14 protein-coding genes and 1 pseudogene are annotated in these 16537 nt (G+C 71.7%); 5 read left to right on the plus strand and 10 right to left on the minus strand.

Translation table 11 applies throughout. The features are described 5' to 3' along the window. Nucleotides 1-54 precede the first annotated feature (54 nt). Complete coding sequence (gene lanKC / locus ABWK59_RS00185) at nt 55-2619, minus strand: class III lanthionine synthetase LanKC (protein ID WP_354637099.1); 2565 nt, start codon at nt 2617-2619, stop codon at nt 55-57. Nucleotides 2620-2861: 242 nt separating this feature from the next. Between lanKC and ABWK59_RS00190 the strand changes: the two genes are divergently transcribed. Both ABWK59_RS00190 and ABWK59_RS00195 read left to right on the plus strand, forming a co-directional pair. Beyond that, nucleotides 2862-4577 carry a hypothetical protein gene (locus ABWK59_RS00190; RefSeq protein WP_354637100.1) on the plus strand — a complete coding sequence of 572 codons (1716 nt, stop codon included), beginning with the start codon at nt 2862-2864 and terminating at the stop codon, nt 4575-4577. A 154-nt stretch (nt 4578-4731) separates the two neighbouring features. After that, a complete protein-coding gene (locus tag ABWK59_RS00195; RefSeq protein WP_354637101.1) occupies nt 4732-5382 on the plus strand; it encodes a hypothetical protein in 651 nt (216 codons plus the stop codon). Nucleotides 5383-5707: 325 nt separating this feature from the next. On the opposite strand, the pseudogene ABWK59_RS00200 reads toward ABWK59_RS00195, so the two are convergent. Next, nucleotides 5708-5950 (minus strand): annotated as a pseudogene (locus ABWK59_RS00200) (IS982 family transposase); the annotation flags it as partial. A 70-nt stretch (nt 5951-6020) separates the two neighbouring features. On the opposite strand from ABWK59_RS00200, the gene ABWK59_RS00205 reads away from it, so the two are divergent. Next, nucleotides 6021-6410 (plus strand): hypothetical protein, encoded by a 390-nt coding sequence (locus ABWK59_RS00205; RefSeq protein ID WP_354637102.1) that lies wholly within the window; start codon nt 6021-6023, stop codon nt 6408-6410. A 126-nt stretch (nt 6411-6536) separates the two neighbouring features. Here ABWK59_RS00205 and ABWK59_RS00210 read toward each other — a convergent pair whose 3' ends face one another. Continuing rightward, nucleotides 6537-7001 (minus strand): hypothetical protein, encoded by a 465-nt coding sequence (locus ABWK59_RS00210; protein ID WP_354637103.1) that lies wholly within the window; start codon nt 6999-7001, stop codon nt 6537-6539. Nucleotides 7002-7747: 746 nt separating this feature from the next. Further along, on the minus strand, nt 7748-8581 hold the full coding sequence (locus ABWK59_RS00215; RefSeq protein WP_354637104.1) for a DUF4190 domain-containing protein: 834 nt from the start codon (nt 8579-8581) through the stop codon (nt 7748-7750). A 233-nt stretch (nt 8582-8814) separates the two neighbouring features. Between ABWK59_RS00215 and ABWK59_RS00220 the strand changes: the two genes are divergently transcribed. Next, nucleotides 8815-9177, plus strand: coding sequence for a DUF3052 family protein (locus ABWK59_RS00220; protein ID WP_354637105.1), 363 nt, complete (start codon nt 8815-8817; stop codon nt 9175-9177). Here the strand turns inward: ABWK59_RS00220 and ABWK59_RS00225 are convergent. The 4 genes from ABWK59_RS00225 to ABWK59_RS00240 all read right to left on the minus strand — a co-directional run bounded on the left by ABWK59_RS00225 (nt 9171) and on the right by ABWK59_RS00240 (nt 12541). Further along, nucleotides 9171-9473: a hypothetical protein gene (locus ABWK59_RS00225; RefSeq protein ID WP_354637106.1), complete on the minus strand. Its 303-nt coding sequence runs from the start codon at nt 9471-9473 to the stop codon at nt 9171-9173. The genes ABWK59_RS00220 and ABWK59_RS00225 overlap by 7 nt on opposite strands. 827 nt (nt 9474-10300) lie before the next feature. Continuing rightward, entirely contained in the window at nt 10301-10996 is a 696-nt protein-coding gene (locus ABWK59_RS00230; RefSeq protein WP_354637107.1) for an alpha/beta fold hydrolase, read from the minus strand. 161 nt (nt 10997-11157) lie between these two features. Continuing rightward, nucleotides 11158-11805: a TMEM175 family protein gene (locus ABWK59_RS00235; RefSeq protein WP_354637108.1), complete on the minus strand. Its 648-nt coding sequence runs from the start codon at nt 11803-11805 to the stop codon at nt 11158-11160. Between the two features lie 49 nt (nt 11806-11854). After that, nucleotides 11855-12541 (minus strand): hypothetical protein, encoded by a 687-nt coding sequence (locus ABWK59_RS00240; RefSeq protein WP_354637109.1) that lies wholly within the window; start codon nt 12539-12541, stop codon nt 11855-11857. 206 nt (nt 12542-12747) lie between these two features. Here ABWK59_RS00240 and ABWK59_RS00245 point away from each other — a divergent pair, with 206 nt between their 5' ends. Next, nucleotides 12748-14007: an alpha/beta hydrolase family protein gene (locus ABWK59_RS00245; protein WP_354637110.1), complete on the plus strand. Its 1260-nt coding sequence runs from the start codon at nt 12748-12750 to the stop codon at nt 14005-14007. Nucleotides 14008-14233: 226 nt separating this feature from the next. Here the strand turns inward: ABWK59_RS00245 and ABWK59_RS00250 are convergent, their stop codons facing one another. Both ABWK59_RS00250 and ABWK59_RS00255 read right to left on the minus strand, forming a co-directional pair. Then, nucleotides 14234-14617 (minus strand): hypothetical protein, encoded by a 384-nt coding sequence (locus tag ABWK59_RS00250; protein ID WP_354637111.1) that lies wholly within the window; start codon nt 14615-14617, stop codon nt 14234-14236. 358 nt (nt 14618-14975) lie between these two features. Continuing rightward, nucleotides 14976-16340 carry a glycosyl hydrolase family 28-related protein gene (locus ABWK59_RS00255; protein WP_354637112.1) on the minus strand — a complete coding sequence of 455 codons (1365 nt, stop codon included), beginning with the start codon at nt 16338-16340 and terminating at the stop codon, nt 14976-14978. Between the last annotated feature and the right edge of the window lie 197 nt (nt 16341-16537).

Here is a 16537-nt window from a genome sequence, read left to right on the forward strand (position 1 = left end):
TGGGGCGGGCGCCGGAGCCTGCGGCGGGTCGGGTGACCGGTCGCGGTCCGGAGTTCAGGGGGTGTGCGGTTCGGGCAGCGCCTGCGCTCCGGGCCCGTCGAGCACCCGGGCGAGTGCCAGCAGGACGCCGGCGCTGCCGGAGCCGAGGTCGGCGTGGAAGCGCTCCTCGCCGCCGCCGAGGACGCGCAGGCCGTCGGCGTGCCGGATGGCGTACTTGGCGAGTCCGGTGGCGATGTGCAGCGCCGTCCGCCGGTCCTCGGGCCCGCCGGCGTGGTCGGCGTGGTCGGCCAGGGTGTACGCCCATCCGGCGACGCCGGTGTACAGGCCGGGTTCGGCCGCGCAGGTCAGCCGGCACATCGGCAGGACCTGCGGCAGTGCCTCGGTGCACCGCTCGTCGCCGGTGGTGGCGGCGATCCGGGTGAGCGCGGTGGCGACGCCGGCGGAGCCGATCGACAGGTACGGCAGGATGCGGGTCTGGGTCTCGTCCCGGAACAGCAGTCCGTCGGCGCCGCCGTCGACGGCGCGGTCGAGTTCGGCGTGCATCAGGCCGACGGCGCCCCGCAGGTAGCGATCCTCTCCGGTGTACCGGCCGAGGGTGTGCAGGAACAGGGCGGTGCCGGCCAGTCCGGTGGCGAGGCCGGGGGTGCCGGCGTCGGCGAGGACGTGGTCGCGGTGCTCGCCGGTGAAGGTGTCGCCGAGCTTGGTGGCGACGGTGAGCCGGTGGTCGCCGCCGAGCCGGGCGTGCAGGGCGAGATGGGCCAGGCCGATGCCGGACGCGCCGTGCGCGAGGTGGGCGGAGGCGAGGCTGAGCGGGTGGCGCAGGGAGGCGTCGAGGAGTTCCTCCGCCTCGGTGGGCAGGCCGAGTTCGGCCAGCACCCAGGCGAGGCCCGCGGTGCCGTTCTGCAGGCCGGGGGCGAGCTTCGGGGCGTGGTCGAGGGCGTCGCGGCGCAGCCGCTCGACGAGTTCGTCGGGGATCTCGGTGCCGGACCGGTGCAGGGCGAGCAGCACGCCGGCCGTGCCGTGCTCCAAGCAGTGGGTGTTGACGGCGTAGCCGCGCGGCGAGGGCGGGAAGACCCAGTCGCGGCCGTCGGGCCGGGCCATCGCCAGCAGGCCGGCCGCGATGCCCGTGCGGAGGGCGGTCAGCGCCTCCTCGGGCCGTTCGTCGAGGTCGGCGGGGGTGGGCAGGTCGTGGGCGGTGGCCGGCGTGTCTGCGACGGCCGTGCCGTGGTAGCGGGTGGCGGTGCGCCAGAGCTCCTCGGGGACGGGGACCGCCTGTTCGAGATCCCGGCGGTAGAGCTCGGCCCGGCCGCGGGGGTCGCGTTCCAGGGGTTGGCTGAGCGGGAAGAGCGCACACAGGGCGAGCCCGGAGAAGCCGTACTCGTCGTCCTCGACGCCCGCCTCGGCGAGCGCGCGCGGCGGCTTGTAGCCGGGCGTGCCCAGGGGGGAGGGCTTGTCCGCCAGCGGGGTGGCGGTCTCGAAGTCGATCAGTCGGACGGTCAGGTCGTCGCCCACCACGACGTTGCCGTGGCTGAGGTCGCCGAAGCGCAGGCCGAGGGCGTGCAGCCGGTCGACGTCGGCGCGCAGCGCGCCCAGCACCCGCTCCACCTTGCCGAGGTACTCGGTGTGCCGGGCGGGGTCGATGCCGATCCGGCCCATCACGGTGTGGGCGGCGACCCACTGCAGGAAGCCGGTGCCCTCGACGAACTCGGTGACCAGGAAGTCGTGTTCCCACTCGGTGAAGTAGTCGATCGGCTCGGGGCAGAGCCCGGGGGCCTCGGCGTGGACGCGCTCCAGCACGGCGTGCTCGTGCCGCAGCCGGTCGGCGGAGTCGGTGCCGTCGCCGATCAGCCCGTTGTGCGCCCGGGCCTCCTTGACGAAGACCGTGCGGCCGGTGGCGGTGTCGGTGGCCCGGTAGGTGCCGCCGCCGTTGCTGTGCCGGATGACCGCGGTGACCCGGTACCGGCCGTTCAGCAGGATCGGCCCGGTGTGGGGCTCGGCCGGCGGGCTGAACGGGTCCTCGATGCCGGGCGGCAGCACGAACTGGGCCGACCGGACGTCGGCGACCTCCTCGCCGCTCCCGTCCCGGACCAACTGCATTGTCGTGCCGTCCAGTTGGATCTTGGAGCGGGTGAGGTAGGCGCCGTACCGGTAGTGCACGACACCCTGCTCGCCGTAGCGCCGGTCGGTGAGGACGTACGGGCCGACCTCACCCTTGAGCTCGACCGACAGCCGGTCCATCAGGCGCCGGGCCGTCTCCACGTCCGGCGGGTAGACCGCGACGAACTTGCCGGCCTGCGCTCGGGAGGCGTGCTTGTGGTGGAAGGCCTCGAAGAACAGCTGCGCGGCGAGGTGTTTGAAGGGCAGCCGCTCCTCGAAGCAGACGGCGGCCACCGTGTCGAGCGTGTGCGCCAGCCGCTCCCGGGTGGTGGAGACGTGGACCTTCCAGCCCTGCTCCGCGATCACCGGGTCGGCCGGCTGCCAGTGCATCCAGACGCCGTCGGCCTTGCCGGTCCATTCGGCGGGCACCTCGCTCGGCGCGTACCGCTCGCCCACCTCCACCGCGCGCTCCAGCGGAACGTAGAACTCCCTGTCCGCCATCGTCAGCCAGAAGTCGAGCACCGACGCTCCTCGTGGGTCGTGGTCTCCGGGGAGTGGCCCCGGCGCCGGAAGCGACGTTAGGGGCGTTGCACCCGGCCTCTGTACCCACCCTTTTGGGGGGCTTGCGGGGGTGCGGTGCCACCTGATCACGCCCGTCGCGTCATGAACGGAAATTGACGTTGCCTCAGGTCTGGGCGGACGGCCGCCCGCTCGGTATCGTCCTGCGGCGCGGGCGACGGGGCCCGGTCGACAGGGAGGTGTTCGTGGGCGCCACGGAGAGATCCGGACCGGCGGTCCTGGACGAGCTGCGGGCGGCGGTGGCCGCACACCCGCTGGTCAACCTGACCGGTCCGCTCGGCGTCGGGAAGTCCCGGCTCGCGGCCGGCCTCGCGGACACGCTCCGGGTGGACCTCGACCGCCCCGGCGCCCCCGACGCACTGCGCGCGGCACTCGCCGACCTGGGACCGCGGGTCCTGGTGGTGGACAGCGCCGACGGCCGGCCACGGCTCGGCCTGGTCCGCGAGGCCCTCGACCGGGTCGGCGAGGAGCGGCCGACCGTGGTCGTCGTCAGCCGCCGGCCGGTCCTCACCGACCCGAGGTGGGCCGACTGCGGCGCCGTCGCCGTGACCGTGACACCCGCCTGCGACAGCCGCATCGCGACCCAGGCCGGCATCGAGGAGCCGGACGGCCGCGCACTCGTGGTGCGGCTCGCCGGTGGCATCCCGCTGCTCGCCGACGCCGTCCACCGCGCCCTGCGGGCCGGCGTGCCGGCCACCGCCCCCGGGGCCGTCGCCGACCAGGTCGCCGAGGAGATCGTGGAGCGGCTCGCCCGCGAACAGCCCGGACGGCGCTGGCGGCACGCGTTACGCCTGCTCGCCACCGTGTGGTCGGGTGACGAGCGGCTGCTGCCCGGCGGCCCGGACCACTTCACCGCACTCGCCGCGCTCAGCATCGTCGGGCGCGGACCACTGGGCCTGCGGATCGCCGAACCGTACCGGACCGTCCTCGAACTGGCCTACCGGTGGCGGCAGCCCGACGCCCACGAGGCCGTCCGGGTCCGCGCCCGCGACTACCGGCTGACCCTGCTCGGCCGCGCCGGGAGCGGCTCGGAGCGGGCCGAACTCGCCGAACAGGGCCTCTTCCTCAGCGGCGACCCGCTGGTACGCCGCGAACTCTTCCCGGCCGGCGAGCGCAGCGTCCGGTTCCGGGCGGCCACCGACACGGACGCCGACGACATCGGCCGGCTGATGCGCCAGTGGGCGCTGCGCAGCGGCTTCGACCGCCGCCGCTGCGACCGTCTCACCGAACGCTGGGCCGGCGACGACATCAGCGCCTTCCACCTCGCCCACGACCGCTCCGGCCGTCCGGTCGGCCTCGCGAACCTGATGCCGATCGGCGAGCGAACGGTCGACGGCATGGCCCCGCTGCTCCAGCAGCACTCCGGCGAACTCGCCGCCGGCGGACTGTTCCTGGGTGCCGCGCACTGCCCCGACCCGGCGGCCCGCGCGCAGTTGCTGCGCCATGTCCTCCGGCACGCCGTCGGCAGCGGACGGCTGGTCGTCTCCACGGCGAGCCCCGAGTACCAACTGCTCGTCCGCGGCCTGGGCTTCCGGGTGCACGGCGACATCAGGGACGACCTCTACCGCTGCGGGCGCCGGCCCGCGGTCTTCAGCAACGACTTCGCACCGCAGGCACTGCCCTGGTGGCTCGACCGGATCACCGCCGGCGGCACCGGCGGCCGCGACGGCGGCACCGGGCACGGCGGACCGCGGCTCTCCCCCAAGGAGCTGCGGATCCTGGTCGACTACGCCTCCGGGATGACCCTCAAGTCCGCGGCCCGACGCGCCGGCATCACCCCCAACACGGCCAAGGACTACCTCGACCGCGTCAAGTCCAAGTACCGGCAGGCCGGACGGCCCGCCTACACGAAGATCGACCTGGCCCTGCGGGTCCGCGAGGACGGCCTCGACCGGGGGTGACCGGGCGCGACAGCCGACCGGGCCGGGGGTGACCGGGGGCGGTTCGGCAGGCTGAGAGGTGTCTCATGGGATCCACGGCCGCCCCAAGGCAGGTTCGGTCCTCGCTCGGCGAACCGATATGCCTGCCGGCCATATGTAAGGCGTGTGCGGCCAGGTGTTCCTGACACTTCGTTGGTACCGGATCATCGCGACGTTCTCCGTCACCGATGTGCCGGCGGAGTGGGTGGAGCAGACCGCGCCGGGCGGGCTGATCGTCGTGCCGTGGGACACCGAGTACGGCGGTGAGGCCATCGCCCGTCTCACCGTCACCCCGGGTGGTACCGCCGAGGGCCGGTTCACCCGGTCGTCGGCGTTCATGCGCATGCGCTCCCAACGCGGCGTGCGCCCGCCGTTCGACGCCTACCTGAAAGGCCGGCCGTGGCCGGCCGACGGCCGCCGCTCCACCACCGAGCTCTCCCCCGCGCTCACCGGCGGCTGGCTCGAGCAGTTCGCGATCGGCCTGCAGGTCCCCCACGTGTTCTGGCGCGGCGAGACCTACGACGACGGCTCCTACACCCTGTGGCTCTACGACTCCGCCGACACCCGCACCTGGGCCAGCGCCGACTGGGAACCAGGCCGTGCGACGTACGAGGTCGTGCAGGCCGGGCCCCGGTCGCTGTGGGACGAGGTCGAGACCGCCTGGCGGTGGTGGGACACCCACGGCCGGCCCGGCTTCACCCGGTTCGGCCTCACCATCGACACCACCGGACAACACCCGTGGCTTGACCATCCCGGCCAGCCGGTGCCCGCCGCCCGCAGGCCGTAGGGAGCGGGACGGGGGGCGGTTCCACCCCGGCCCGGCTCCGCCCGCCCCACTCCCCCGACCCCCTGGCCACCCGGACAGGCCAGCCGCAGCCCGGCACCGGCGGGGTGCCGAGCACCCGGTCAGGCGCCCCGGGCCGCCAGCGAACTGCGCGGATGGCCGGTCCAGACGCACCCGCGATTCCCCACCAGGGCGAGCGGCAGGGGTGGCGGTCAAGGCAGCGGCTGCCGGTGATAACCCGTCAGCCCCTCCAGGCGCCGCGGGGCCGCGGGCTCACCACCGGCCGTGTGCCTCCCGGGTGGCCCGGGAGGCACACGCCTCCCGGGTGGCCCGGGCCAGCCGGTCCAGGGAAGAGGTGGCTCAGGTGGGCACGGGCATGCCTGAGCCATGTGGCCTCGGAGGTGTAGCCGAGTATGGCCTGCATCGCGGCGAGGGTGACCAGTTCGGCATCGCTCAGGCGGGGCGTAATGCCGACCGGCGGGCGGAACGGCGCCAGGTCGGGATGCTCCCTCAGCATGTCGTCGGTCGTCGCATAGAGTCCTGTCGCGAGGGTGTCCACGTCGTTCGCCATAAAACGATCTTGGACATCCTCGTTCTCGTCTCCGCAGGCACCCCTTGGACCACACCACCAGGAGGAACCGGTGTCACACCCACCACTGCTCACCCCCGAGGAGAAGCTCGCCGACGCGAAGAAGCTGTTGTGCCTCCCGCGTATCGTCGTGATCTGCGGCTCCACCCGCTTCATGACCGAGATGAACGAGGCCGATCTACGGGAGACCAAAGCCGGAAGGATTGTCGTCAAACCGGGCTGTGACATGAAGTCGCCGCACGAACTCTGGTCCGATCCTGTCGAGGCCGAGGCGCTGAAGGTTCGGCTCGACGATCTGCACCGGGCGAAGATCCGGCTCGCTGATGAGGTGCTCGTAGTCGGCGACTACATCGGAGACAGCACCCGAGCCGAAATCGCCTACGCCCGGTCGCTGGGCAAGCCCCTGCGGTTCACGCACCCCGAAGTCGACCCTGACACCTGACCGTCTCGCGGTGGCTTCGGCCGCCGCCCAACCCGCTCCCTCCGCGGGGCATCCCGTGGAACCCAAGACGTCCTCATCAGAGACGACGGAGCGTCAAGAGTGCGGCCGCGGGCCGACCTGGAAGGCTCAGTCTGCGGGATCCATCCGGTCCAGTACACCGACCGTCACCACCGCGTAGGCGAAGTGCGGGACGATGTCGGAGATCCAGTCGGACGCGGACCACGTTCTCGGGTCGGTGACGCCGAGTACCGTCATCGGCCCGTTGGTGCCGATCAGGGCGCCGACCGTGGTGACGACGCACTGCACCGCCGTGCCGGGACGCCAGCCCGCCGCACGTGCCAATGCGACGGCGACGCCGATGCCGAGCCCGGCGGCGTAACCCGTGAGTGGGGCCAGGCCGGCCACCCGGTTCTCCTGGGCCTTACCCTCACCAGGGATGCGCACATGGAACCTGTCGGCCAACTTGCGCAGCGTGACCTCTGGGGTGGAACTGGCCGCCCTGGCCCGCAATGCCATGTCCGCGTAGCCGACGATATTGAGGGCCGTCGTACCAGCGGCACCTGCCGCGGCGCCGTAGAGCAGCGGTCTCATCGAACACGTCATGACCCTTTCTCCTGCCCTCGCCCGGATTTTCGTGCGGCGACACGCGGAGCCACCCGACGGCGGTCTCGCCCACCAAGGAACGCCATGCTCCGGGCCGTCCCCGTTGGCTGGGTTCCGATGTCGGGCGGCGGGCGCCGCCGTCCCGCTGGTCGTCGCTGTGGCGAACCCGTCCGCGCCGACGTGACACATGGCTCTGCTCGGCCCCTCTGCGCCCTCCGCACGCTCAACCGTTCTCCGTTCATGCTCCCGTCCTTCCACCCCACCCGCACCTTGCATCCGGTGACAGCGTGCCCCGGCCCGCCTGCGTTCGCCCCGGCTCGGGTTCGCGCCGGACCGTCTCGGCGCAACCGAGAGGCGCTGGCCGACCTGCAGGCGCAGAACCTCGGGCGCGTGCCGGCCCTGGCGTTGGACGTGCCCGCACCCTGCGCCGCTCGCCAGGCGGTCGCGGCACCAGTTGCCCGCTTCGGAACCCTGGACGTCGTGGTCAACCGCGCCGGAGACGCTGGCAGCAACCCGGTCGAGGACTTCCCGAGGACGAACGCCGGGCCGGATCGAGGCGAACCTCTTCGGCGTGGTTGAACGAGACGAGGACGGCGCCGCCGATCACGGGCAGTCGGTGTTCGGGACACATTGTCCAGGCCTTCTCCGGCGGAGTGCGCGTGGGCGGGACTGCAGGCCTGAGTACTTATCCGTGTGCTTAAATTCAGCGCCCGCCCGGGCCTGCTGACGCCGACTCAGAGCGCGCCGGTCCACCGGACGGGCTGGGAGGTGGCCCGGTCCGGGACGAAATCGACCTGGACCCGGCCGAAGTCGGCGGGCTGCAGCGCGAAGGTGCGATTGCCGACCACCTGCTCGCCGGGCTTGAGGGTGCCGTCGATCGACATGTGGCTCCCGGGCCCCTCGTAGAGGTCCTCGGCGTCGCCGTGCGGGCCCTTCAGGTAGAGCAGGCCCGCGTGCATGGTGCGCGGCTCGGCCGTGGTGTTGACCACCGTGACCGCCACCCGGACGGCCCGCACACCCGAATCGGCGGGAAGGACGCTCAGGCGCGGGGCCCCGGTCTCCGGCTTGGCCACGGTGATCTTCAGGCCGTCGGCGGTGGTGTAGCTCTGACCGAAGGTCAGCTGACGGGCCTTCTCGTCAGCCGCCCGGCGCTGCTGCTCCGCCCGGTCCGCCTGGACGGACTGGTAGACCGCCATCCCCACGAAGGTGCCGACTCCGCCCGAGACCAGCAGCGCCAGCACCCCGAGGATCACCCCGGCCAGCGCCACACCCCGGTTGGTCGCCGCACCCCGGCGGCACAGTCGCAGCCCGAGCACGCCGAGCACCACCGCCACCAGGGCGGGCAGCCAGGCGAACCAGAACAGGACCACCGTAAGCGCCAGCACCATGCCGACGATGCCGAGCACCATCGCCGCAACGCCCAGCCCGTTCCGCGGCTCAGGGCCGGGCACCGGCGGCCAGAGTACGGGGGCAGGCGCCGGGTACGGCGCGGCCGGTGCCGGGACGGAGTCCGCTGCCGGGGCGTGCCAGGGGTCGGTGGACTCCGGCGGCGGGGCTTGGGTGGTCACGTGCGGTCCTTCGAGTGATCCGTGATCGGACGGACGAACGTATCAGTCACATGATCGGCACACCTCCACCACCCCGCCCCCTGCCACATCGGTCCACCCCCTGACCCACCTGGCCGCCGGCCCGCTGCGCGGGACCCGCGCCGCTGCTGGCGAGCCGACAAGATCGATGGACGAGCCGGATCGACCATGGACTCAGCGATCGCACGGTCGTATGACAAGCGAGGGAGTGTCAGATGGCAAGCACGGTGGGCGTGGCGGACAAGCTCGGCATCGAACCGAAAATGCTGGTCCAGGCGCTGGGGTGGGTCAAGGACTCCGACCAGACGGTCCGCGCCTCGGTAGAGGAGCGCACCGGCCCGAAGCTCCTCGACGGGGACGCCTGCGAGGTCGTCGACATGGTCCTGCTGTGGTGGCGTGACAACGACGGTGACCTGGTGGACCCGCTCGTCGACGCGCTCGGCCCGCTGGCGGAGAACGGAGTGATCTGGGCGCAGCGTCGGCCGTCCGGCTCCGCTGTCCGGATCGCCCCCAGCGCCCGGCGGCGAAACGACGGCGCCCGACCGACAAGGCCGGCAAGGGGCCGTCGGGGTCAGTAGCCCTCGCGTACCTCGAAGGCGCCGCTGTCCCAGTACACGGACGGCTCGTCGGCCTCGCTCGGCCAGTCGCTCTGCAGATGGCGGCGGCCGTGTCCCAGGGCCCCGACCCGGTGCGGGCTCAGCCGCCCCGCCATCAGGTCGTCTGCCTCGGCGTCCGTGATCGGCAGCACGGTCCGGTACTGCGCGTCCCTCGAGGCGACCCAGTCGACGTACTCGGTGAAGACGCTCACGAAGGCCTGCGAACAGAGGCCGCAGCGCTGGACGGAGACGATGAAGTGCGAGTCGTCCTGAATCATCCTCTCGACCCGGACCCCGGTCGGGCTCCGGTGGTGCGCCCGCGCCACCACGGCGTCCTCGGCGCAGCACGCCGCGCACCCGAAACCCGCAGACTCCGTCACGTCGCCCCCCATGATCGCGCCCCCTTCGGCCGTGGGCCACATGCTACTCAGGCGCAGCGACGACCTCCGCGGTCCTCCGCCCCGGGGCAACCCCCTCCGTCCGGGGCCTGTCTCGCCGGACTGTCGTGCCCGGACCACACCCAGGGGCGGGGGCGGTCTCCCGATCGCTGAGCACTGCGGGCACTCCAGCCGGTCGGGGCCGGCCTTCACCGCGCCGCGTTGACCTGCGCCGGTGGTCGCCCCGGGGCGGGCAAACTCACCACTCCTCGGGGCGAGAGATTCGGACGAGAGGGATTCGCGGCGGTGCCTGGTGGGACGGGCCTCAGGCGCTGGTGGGAGTGAGGGTGTCGCCGAGCCAGTCGAGGATGCGGGCGAGGGCCAGGCGCATGGCGCCGGGGTGACAGTGGGCGCCGGCTCCTTCCTCGGCGGTGAACACCATCTCCAACTCCAAGGCCAAGCTCGAACCCGGCTGGCAGCCGCACCATCCCTCGTGGCGCCAGGGCTTCCGGGAGGAACTGGCGTGACCCGAGCCGAGGAGTGCGGGGAGCTGCGCCCCTGCTGTTCTCGATCGCCTACCGGATCCTCGGCGCCCTCGCCGGAGCCGGGCTGGAACCGGGCCCAGGGCAGCAGGTCGCTCACCGACGAGACGACTAGCGTCGGCGTTCCCTGGTTCCAGGTTCATGAGGTCGTTCAGCTGCCCAAGGCGCATCCGGCCGCGGCTGCCTTCACAGGCTGAGCAGCAGGTCCCGGACCGCGGCGGGCTGGGACAGGAACGGGTGGTGGCCGGCGTCGAGTTCGACGACGCCGGCGGCCCGGCGGGCGAACTCGCGCTGTCGGTGCGGCGGGGTGCCCCGGTCCTGAGCGCAGACGAGGTACGTGGAGGGCACCTGCTGCCAGGCGGCCGCCCCGACCGGCTGCCCGGTCACCTGCAAGCTCTGCCGAGCGAGGTGGTGTGCCGCCCGCGCCTGGACCACGGGGTCGCAGTCCTGCAGGAACGTGTCCACGGCTAGCTCGGGCCGGACCTCGAAGGTGCCGGCGCCAGGGTCGATGTCGAGGAAGGGGGCGGGGCTGCCGTCCCCGAAGTCCGACAGGCTCTGCCCGACCTCGGGCAGGTAGCTGGAGACCAGCAGCAGGTGGCGCACCGACCCGATTCCCGCGGCGGCTTCGGCGGTGATGATGCCGCCGTAGCTGTGGGCGACCACGACGGTGGGTTCGTCGGCGTCCAGCAGCGCCTGCCGCACCGCTGCGACGTCCTCGGGCAGCCCCGGACCGCCGGTTCCTGCGGGCAGGCCCGCCTCGCCGCAGCTCGGCAGCGCCGGGGCCACACTCGGCACCCCTCGTTCCTGCAGCAGCTCGGCGGTGCGGTGCCACCACCACGACCCGTCCCGCACACACGCCCCATGCACGAACACCATCCTCATCGCTGCCTCCACGTCCGCCTCGGCCGCCTTCGATCAACGGTAGACGTCGCCGTTACGACAGGGAGTCGAAGATCCTCCGCGGAATCGCGGCCAGAACCATCTACCGCTGTCCGCTCCCATGCATGCGGCGCTGCCGGCCACCAACGCGTAGGCCGGTTCGGTCACGGCCGGCTCCCGGGCTCTCGGGTGGGAACGGGCGTCTGGTTGAACGCGTAGTAGACGGCCAGCGCACCGTGGACGGCGAGAGCGAGCGCCGCGGAAACGAAGGCCAGGCCGACGGTGACGGGGTAGACGATCAGGCCCAGACTGAAGCGGGCACGGGTGGCGCGGGCGGCCCGGACGTCGACACGCTCGTCGAAGCAGTGGCCAGTACGGGTGACGTAGTACCAGAACAGGACGAAGGTGACGGCATGAGCCACCATCACCATCCCGTACACGGCGGCGGCGACGTTCGAGGCATCGGGTTCGCGGAGGTTCTCGGCGACCAGCGCGGTGGGGAACGGAAGCGCGGCCACCACCAGGAGAAGCAGCAGGTTGAGGAAGACCAGGGTGCGGTCGACACGGGCGATGTAGGTGAACACGGTGTGGTGGTTGACCCACATCACCCCGATCACCAGGAAGCTGACCACGTAGGCGCAGTACGAGGGCCACTGCTCTGCGAGGGCGTGCCACAGTTCGCTCCCGTTGTGGGCTTCGGGCACGTTGATCTCAAGGATCAGAAGGGTGATCGCGATGGCGAACACGCCGTCACTGAAAGCCTCGACCCGTCCCGAGTCGGTCGTCCCGGCCGTCGCCTGATCCGTCGCCACCCGGTGAGGATGCCAGAACCCTCGCCTGAGACCGTGGAGCAACGCTCCGTCAGCGGAGAGCGGTCAGAACGCAGCCGCTTCCGGATCGCCAGACCTCGAAAGTGTCGGTGGTGGCGGGGCCGACGCGGCCCTCGATCGGGATGTCCCACTCGATCAGAGCGCCGGGGAACCAGGTGACCGGCTTGGTGTCACCACGCGCATTGGCCCAGGCGGCGACCCGTACGGCAGCCTCCCGGCCAGGCAACAGGCCGCGTTCGTCGGTCCCCACGCCGAGCTCCAGCAGGCCGTCCTCGTACAGGTCGTTGCAGAGCCAGCTGTGGAGCAGGCCGTGGTCGTAGCCGAGTACCTCCCAGCCGAGCTCGCGCCCGTCCTCGGCCACCTCCCGGACGGGCCTGCGCGCCGGGCTGGCGAGGTGCGCGAGCAGCACCGGTTCGTCCGTCCCGGCCGTGAGAATGTCGGCGACGAAGCCACCGACATGGTCGGAGGGCACCGTCAGGGCATACAGGCGGGCCCCAACAGGCACCTGGAGAGACGAGCAGGCCGCCAGCGCTTCCGACGCGGTACCGAACCAGCAGCCGTCCTCCGGGAGCCGGTCGATCAGGCAGTCGGATGCCGTGGTCAGCCGCGCCGTACGGGGCATACCCGAGCCCTTGATCGGCTCGGGTATCGCGAGGAAGTAGCCGGCGAGCAGCATCTCGCCGGGCACGTCAACGCCGGAAGGAGGACCCTCGATCATGCCGGCACCGTACCTGACCTGCGATGTCACGGTCGACCTCCGATGAGACTCGTCAACCTTCTGAGACGGGTCAACGCGGGCCGTCGAGTCGGAGCCTTCGCCGGTTCCCCGGCTCGCGCCTGGTGTCGTGGTAGGGATAACCACAGGATGGATACGCCCGCTGGCTGGGCTGCGGCACGAGGGTGACCGTACGTAGCGTCGGCGACATGAAATCCACCTACTTAGCAGGCAAACTACGGCCCGTGCTTCGCCGGCTGAACGTCGGGACAGTGCTGGCCGTCCTGGCCGCTGCGACCGTGACGACGGGAGCCGCCTCGGCGGAGGCGGTGCACCGGAGCGATCGCGGACGGTTGGTTTCCGTTCAGCAGATGACCACCCTGGCGGCGAAGGAGGATGTCGCCGCGGCACTGGCCGCCGCCGGGTACGACGCGAGTACGGTCCGGTTCGGAGTGGACGCCTACCGGCTGGTGTACCGAACCGTGGACCCCGGCGGCCGGCCGATCACCGCCAGCGGACTGCTGGTGCTGCCCCGCGGCGGCGAGCACGAGTTGCGGACGGTGTCATTCGCCCACGGCACGACCAGTTACCGGTCCGACGCCCCCTCCTCCATGGTCAAGGCCGGGTTCGTGTCCTCACCCGCCATCACGTACGCGTCCGCCGGGTTCGCCGCTGTCGCCCCGGACTACCTCGGTCTGGGCACCGGCCCGGGACTCCATCCCTGGATGGATGTGCCGTCGGAGACGACCGCCTCCCTGGACATGCTCAGGGCAGCCCGCGCCTTCGTTCCGCGTACGGGTCGGGCACTGGGACACGACGTGCTGGTCACCGGGTTCTCCCAGGGCGCCTCGGCGGCGATGGGACTCGCTCGGGCACTCCAGGCCGGCGACGACCGATGGTTCCGGCTCGAAGCCGTCGCACCGGTCAGCGGCGCCTACGACTTCCGGCACGCCGAACTGCCGGCACTGCTCGACAGCTCGCTCGACCCGAAATCAAGTGTGCTGTACGCGGCGTACCTTCTCGTCGCCTGGAACCGGCTGCACCATCTGTACGACTCCCCGGACGAGGTCTTCCAGACGCCGTACGGCAGCACGATCGAGGCACTGTTCGACGGTTCGCACACCGGTCCGCAACTCTTCGCCGGCACCCCCGACACCATCGACGCACTGCTCACCCCACACGGCTTCGAGATGCTGCGTCACCCGACCGGCAGCCTGGCCAAGGCACTCCGGGTGGCCGACAGCACCTGCGACTGGTCCCCACGCGTCCCGGTCCGCTTGTACGTGGCCGACGCGGACGAGCAGGCGGCCAACGCCAACACCGACCACTGCGAGGTCACGTTGCGATCGCACGGCGCGAACCCGGCGGTCGTCGACCTCGGCATCCCGGACTTCGCGGGTTCCAGGCACCTCGGCTCCAACGTCGCCGGCACGGCGGCCATCGTCCGCTGGTTCAGCCAACTGCGTTGAGAACCGGCTGGCCCGTCCCCGCTCGTGGGGCGGGCCAGCGACCGGCGACGGCCGGCCGCCGTAGGTCGACCCGGCCGACTACCGCGAGCGCCGCGCGGTCGAGTGCGCGATCAACCGCCTCAGGAGAACATCGGGCGGTCGCCACGCGATCTGACATGCTCGCAGTCCGCTACGAGGCGCCCCGTCCTCATCGCAGCCATCAATGCATGGCTGTGACCCAGGGCGTTCAAGACTCATAAGGGCCGCCCCGGAAGTACATACTCCTGTGCGCTCGGGGACGGTCACCGCGCCCGCACGCGGCATCGGAGCGGTCGGCAGGTGCCGTCCGTTCGGCCAGCGCCCGCAGCGTCTCCAGTCCGGCCAGCACCTCCGCGCGATTGTCCGACACCTTCATCCACGCCGGCAGCCGAGCGAACATCGACATCGTCGGCCGCGCGCCACCACGCTCTCGCAATCGCGCCGCGACATAAGCGGACAGTTCGTCGACGTGCTCCTCGTTGTAGGCCCACAGGATGCGACCGGCGCAGCGGGTCTGCAGCCACAGAGGTCGTTGGAAGAACGGATCCTCACTACCACCCAGCACCGCGCCGACCAGCCCAGCCCCCTGCACCTCAGGATTCCAGTCGGCGACGGCACCGCACCCTCCACAGACCAGCCGACGCGGCTGGAACAGGAGCTCGCTGAAGTACCTGGGATCAGACAGACCAGGACGGGGGATCACGAGAGCACGGCCCCCGCATCGCGGACAGACCACAAGCATCCGACCCGCGAACCGAGCCAACCAGCCCCCTGAGTCATGGTGACGAGCGAGATCAGTGCGCGGCTCGGAATCCATGAGGGACACGATCGCAGGTCCGCGATACGGGCAGCTACCGGATTCGACAGTGCCGGCAGTGCCGGCCTCGATTCAGCTGGTGCGGCCGGCCGCCACGTGACCGCATGCACCCGGACTGCACAGCCGGACGACGCTATGCGTTGAGCGCCGTCCACCTCCACGCCCCGCCGACGCGGACGTAGAGCCGCTTCGCGGCGGTGTCGACCGCCATCGTGCCGTCCGGCGGGGTGCGGGTGAACGAAGAGTCACTGACCGGCCCGGCGATCAGGCGCAGCGGCGGGTTGGGCTCGTTGCGGGTTGGGACCGCCCCGCCGGCCTGGCCGCCTGTGGTGCCGTAGCAGCCGTCGATCCGGAAGTCCCCGGTGCTGCTGGATTCGTAGTAGATGTGGCTGCCGGTGGGCTTGGTGGTGTACTGGCCGACCACGTTGCGCAGCACCGCGACCGCGCCCGGCCCGGCGTACAGGTCGACGCCCGAATTGACGGTGGCGATGGGCCCGTTGGCGATCAGGACGTTCTCCAGGGCACTGCCGGTGCCGGCCCAGGCGATGATGTTCTGCGCGGCGTACCAGTTGGGCGCGAAGCCGCCGGCGTACGCGTAGATGTTGGTCGCGTACACACCTCGGCAGGACGCGTCGACCTTCAGGTGCGGGCCGCCCTGCATCTGCGAGGTCTCGAACTTGCAGTCGGTGAGGTAGATCCCGTTCGGGTTGTTGGTGGCGGCCGGTCCCTGGGTGATCCACAGGGCACCGGTGCCGAAGGCCTCCCAGCGGCAGCCGGTGAAGTGGATCTGGTTGACGTTGTCCTGGCTGTAGCCCCAAGCGTCCGGCACCGAGGTCGAGGAGTTGCGCAGCCAGACGTTCGGGTGGGCGGTGCTGCCGGCCGGGCCGGTGCTGGATTCCACCACCAGGTTGTAGAACCGCGAGTCCCAGAACTCCACCGCATCGATGCAGATGTCGTTGTTGCTGGTCAGATAGACGTCGCGGACGTAGGTGTTGTCGTTGTAGTAGAGCTCCAGGAGCAGGCCGGTCCGGTGGTTGCCGTTGAGGCCTAGGTTCTCGATCGCGCAGTACCGGCGGTGGTCGGCGCCGGTGGTGTCCGCGCGGCGGGCGCCGGACATCCGCAGCAGGATGCCGTCGGTGCGCTTGACCAGCATGGCGGCCTTGCTTCCCGCGCCGACCAGCCGGATCCCGTTCCCGCCGACGGTCAGTGCCGGAGTGGCGCCGGCCGGCGTGACCGGATAGCTGCCGGTCGGGAAGTACACGGTGCCGCCGCCCGCGGCTTTGGCGGCGTCCAGTGCGGCCTGGATCGCGGCGGTGTCGTCGGTCGTCCCGTCGCCGATCGCGCCGTACGACCTGACGTCGAACCAGTCGCTCCCGCCCGTCGCCACCGCCGCGGTCGCCGGCTCGGCCGCCCCGCCGACGGCGGCCAGCCCAGCCAGACCCGCGACCGCACCGGTCAGCAGCGCTCGCCGCCTCGTACCCTCGCCCGCAACAGTCATTCCGTTGTCCCCCTCAGGTCCGTCCCGGCGGGGTCCTCCCCCGCCCGTGCCAAGATCGCAGCGCGCCCGCCGTACGGTCAAACCCGGGCCGGGGGCCGGCTACTTCGGGGAGGGGGACGGGACGCCGAGCCATCGTGTGAGAGCGGTGGCGGCCGTGTGGGCGGGATGCTGGGGCGCCGATCCGTTCGGGGTGGCCA

The sequence above is a fragment of the Kitasatospora sp. HUAS MG31 genome (assembly GCF_040571325.1).
In the GTDB taxonomy this organism is placed as follows: Bacteria; Actinomycetota; Actinomycetes; order Streptomycetales; family Streptomycetaceae; genus Kitasatospora; species Kitasatospora camelliae.

Excerpts from the sequence above, each read along its gene's own strand:
- ABWK59_RS00210 (WP_354637103.1), bottom strand. The coding sequence starts at position 7,001 with ATGAGACCGCTGCTCTACGGCGCCGCGGCAGGTGCCGCTGGTACGACG.
- ABWK59_RS00220 (WP_354637105.1), top strand. The coding sequence starts at position 8,815 with ATGGCAAGCACGGTGGGCGTGGCGGACAAGCTCGGCATCGAACCGAAA.
- ABWK59_RS00225 (WP_354637106.1), bottom strand. The coding sequence starts at position 9,473 with ATGATTCAGGACGACTCGCACTTCATCGTCTCCGTCCAGCGCTGCGGC.
- ABWK59_RS00230 (WP_354637107.1), bottom strand. The coding sequence starts at position 10,996 with ATGAGGATGGTGTTCGTGCATGGGGCGTGTGTGCGGGACGGGTCGTGG.
- ABWK59_RS00240 (WP_354637109.1), bottom strand. The coding sequence starts at position 12,541 with ATGATCGAGGGTCCTCCTTCCGGCGTTGACGTGCCCGGCGAGATGCTG.
- ABWK59_RS00245 (WP_354637110.1), top strand. The coding sequence starts at position 12,748 with ATGAAATCCACCTACTTAGCAGGCAAACTACGGCCCGTGCTTCGCCGG.
- ABWK59_RS00255 (WP_354637112.1), bottom strand. The coding sequence starts at position 16,340 with ATGACTGTTGCGGGCGAGGGTACGAGGCGGCGAGCGCTGCTGACCGGT.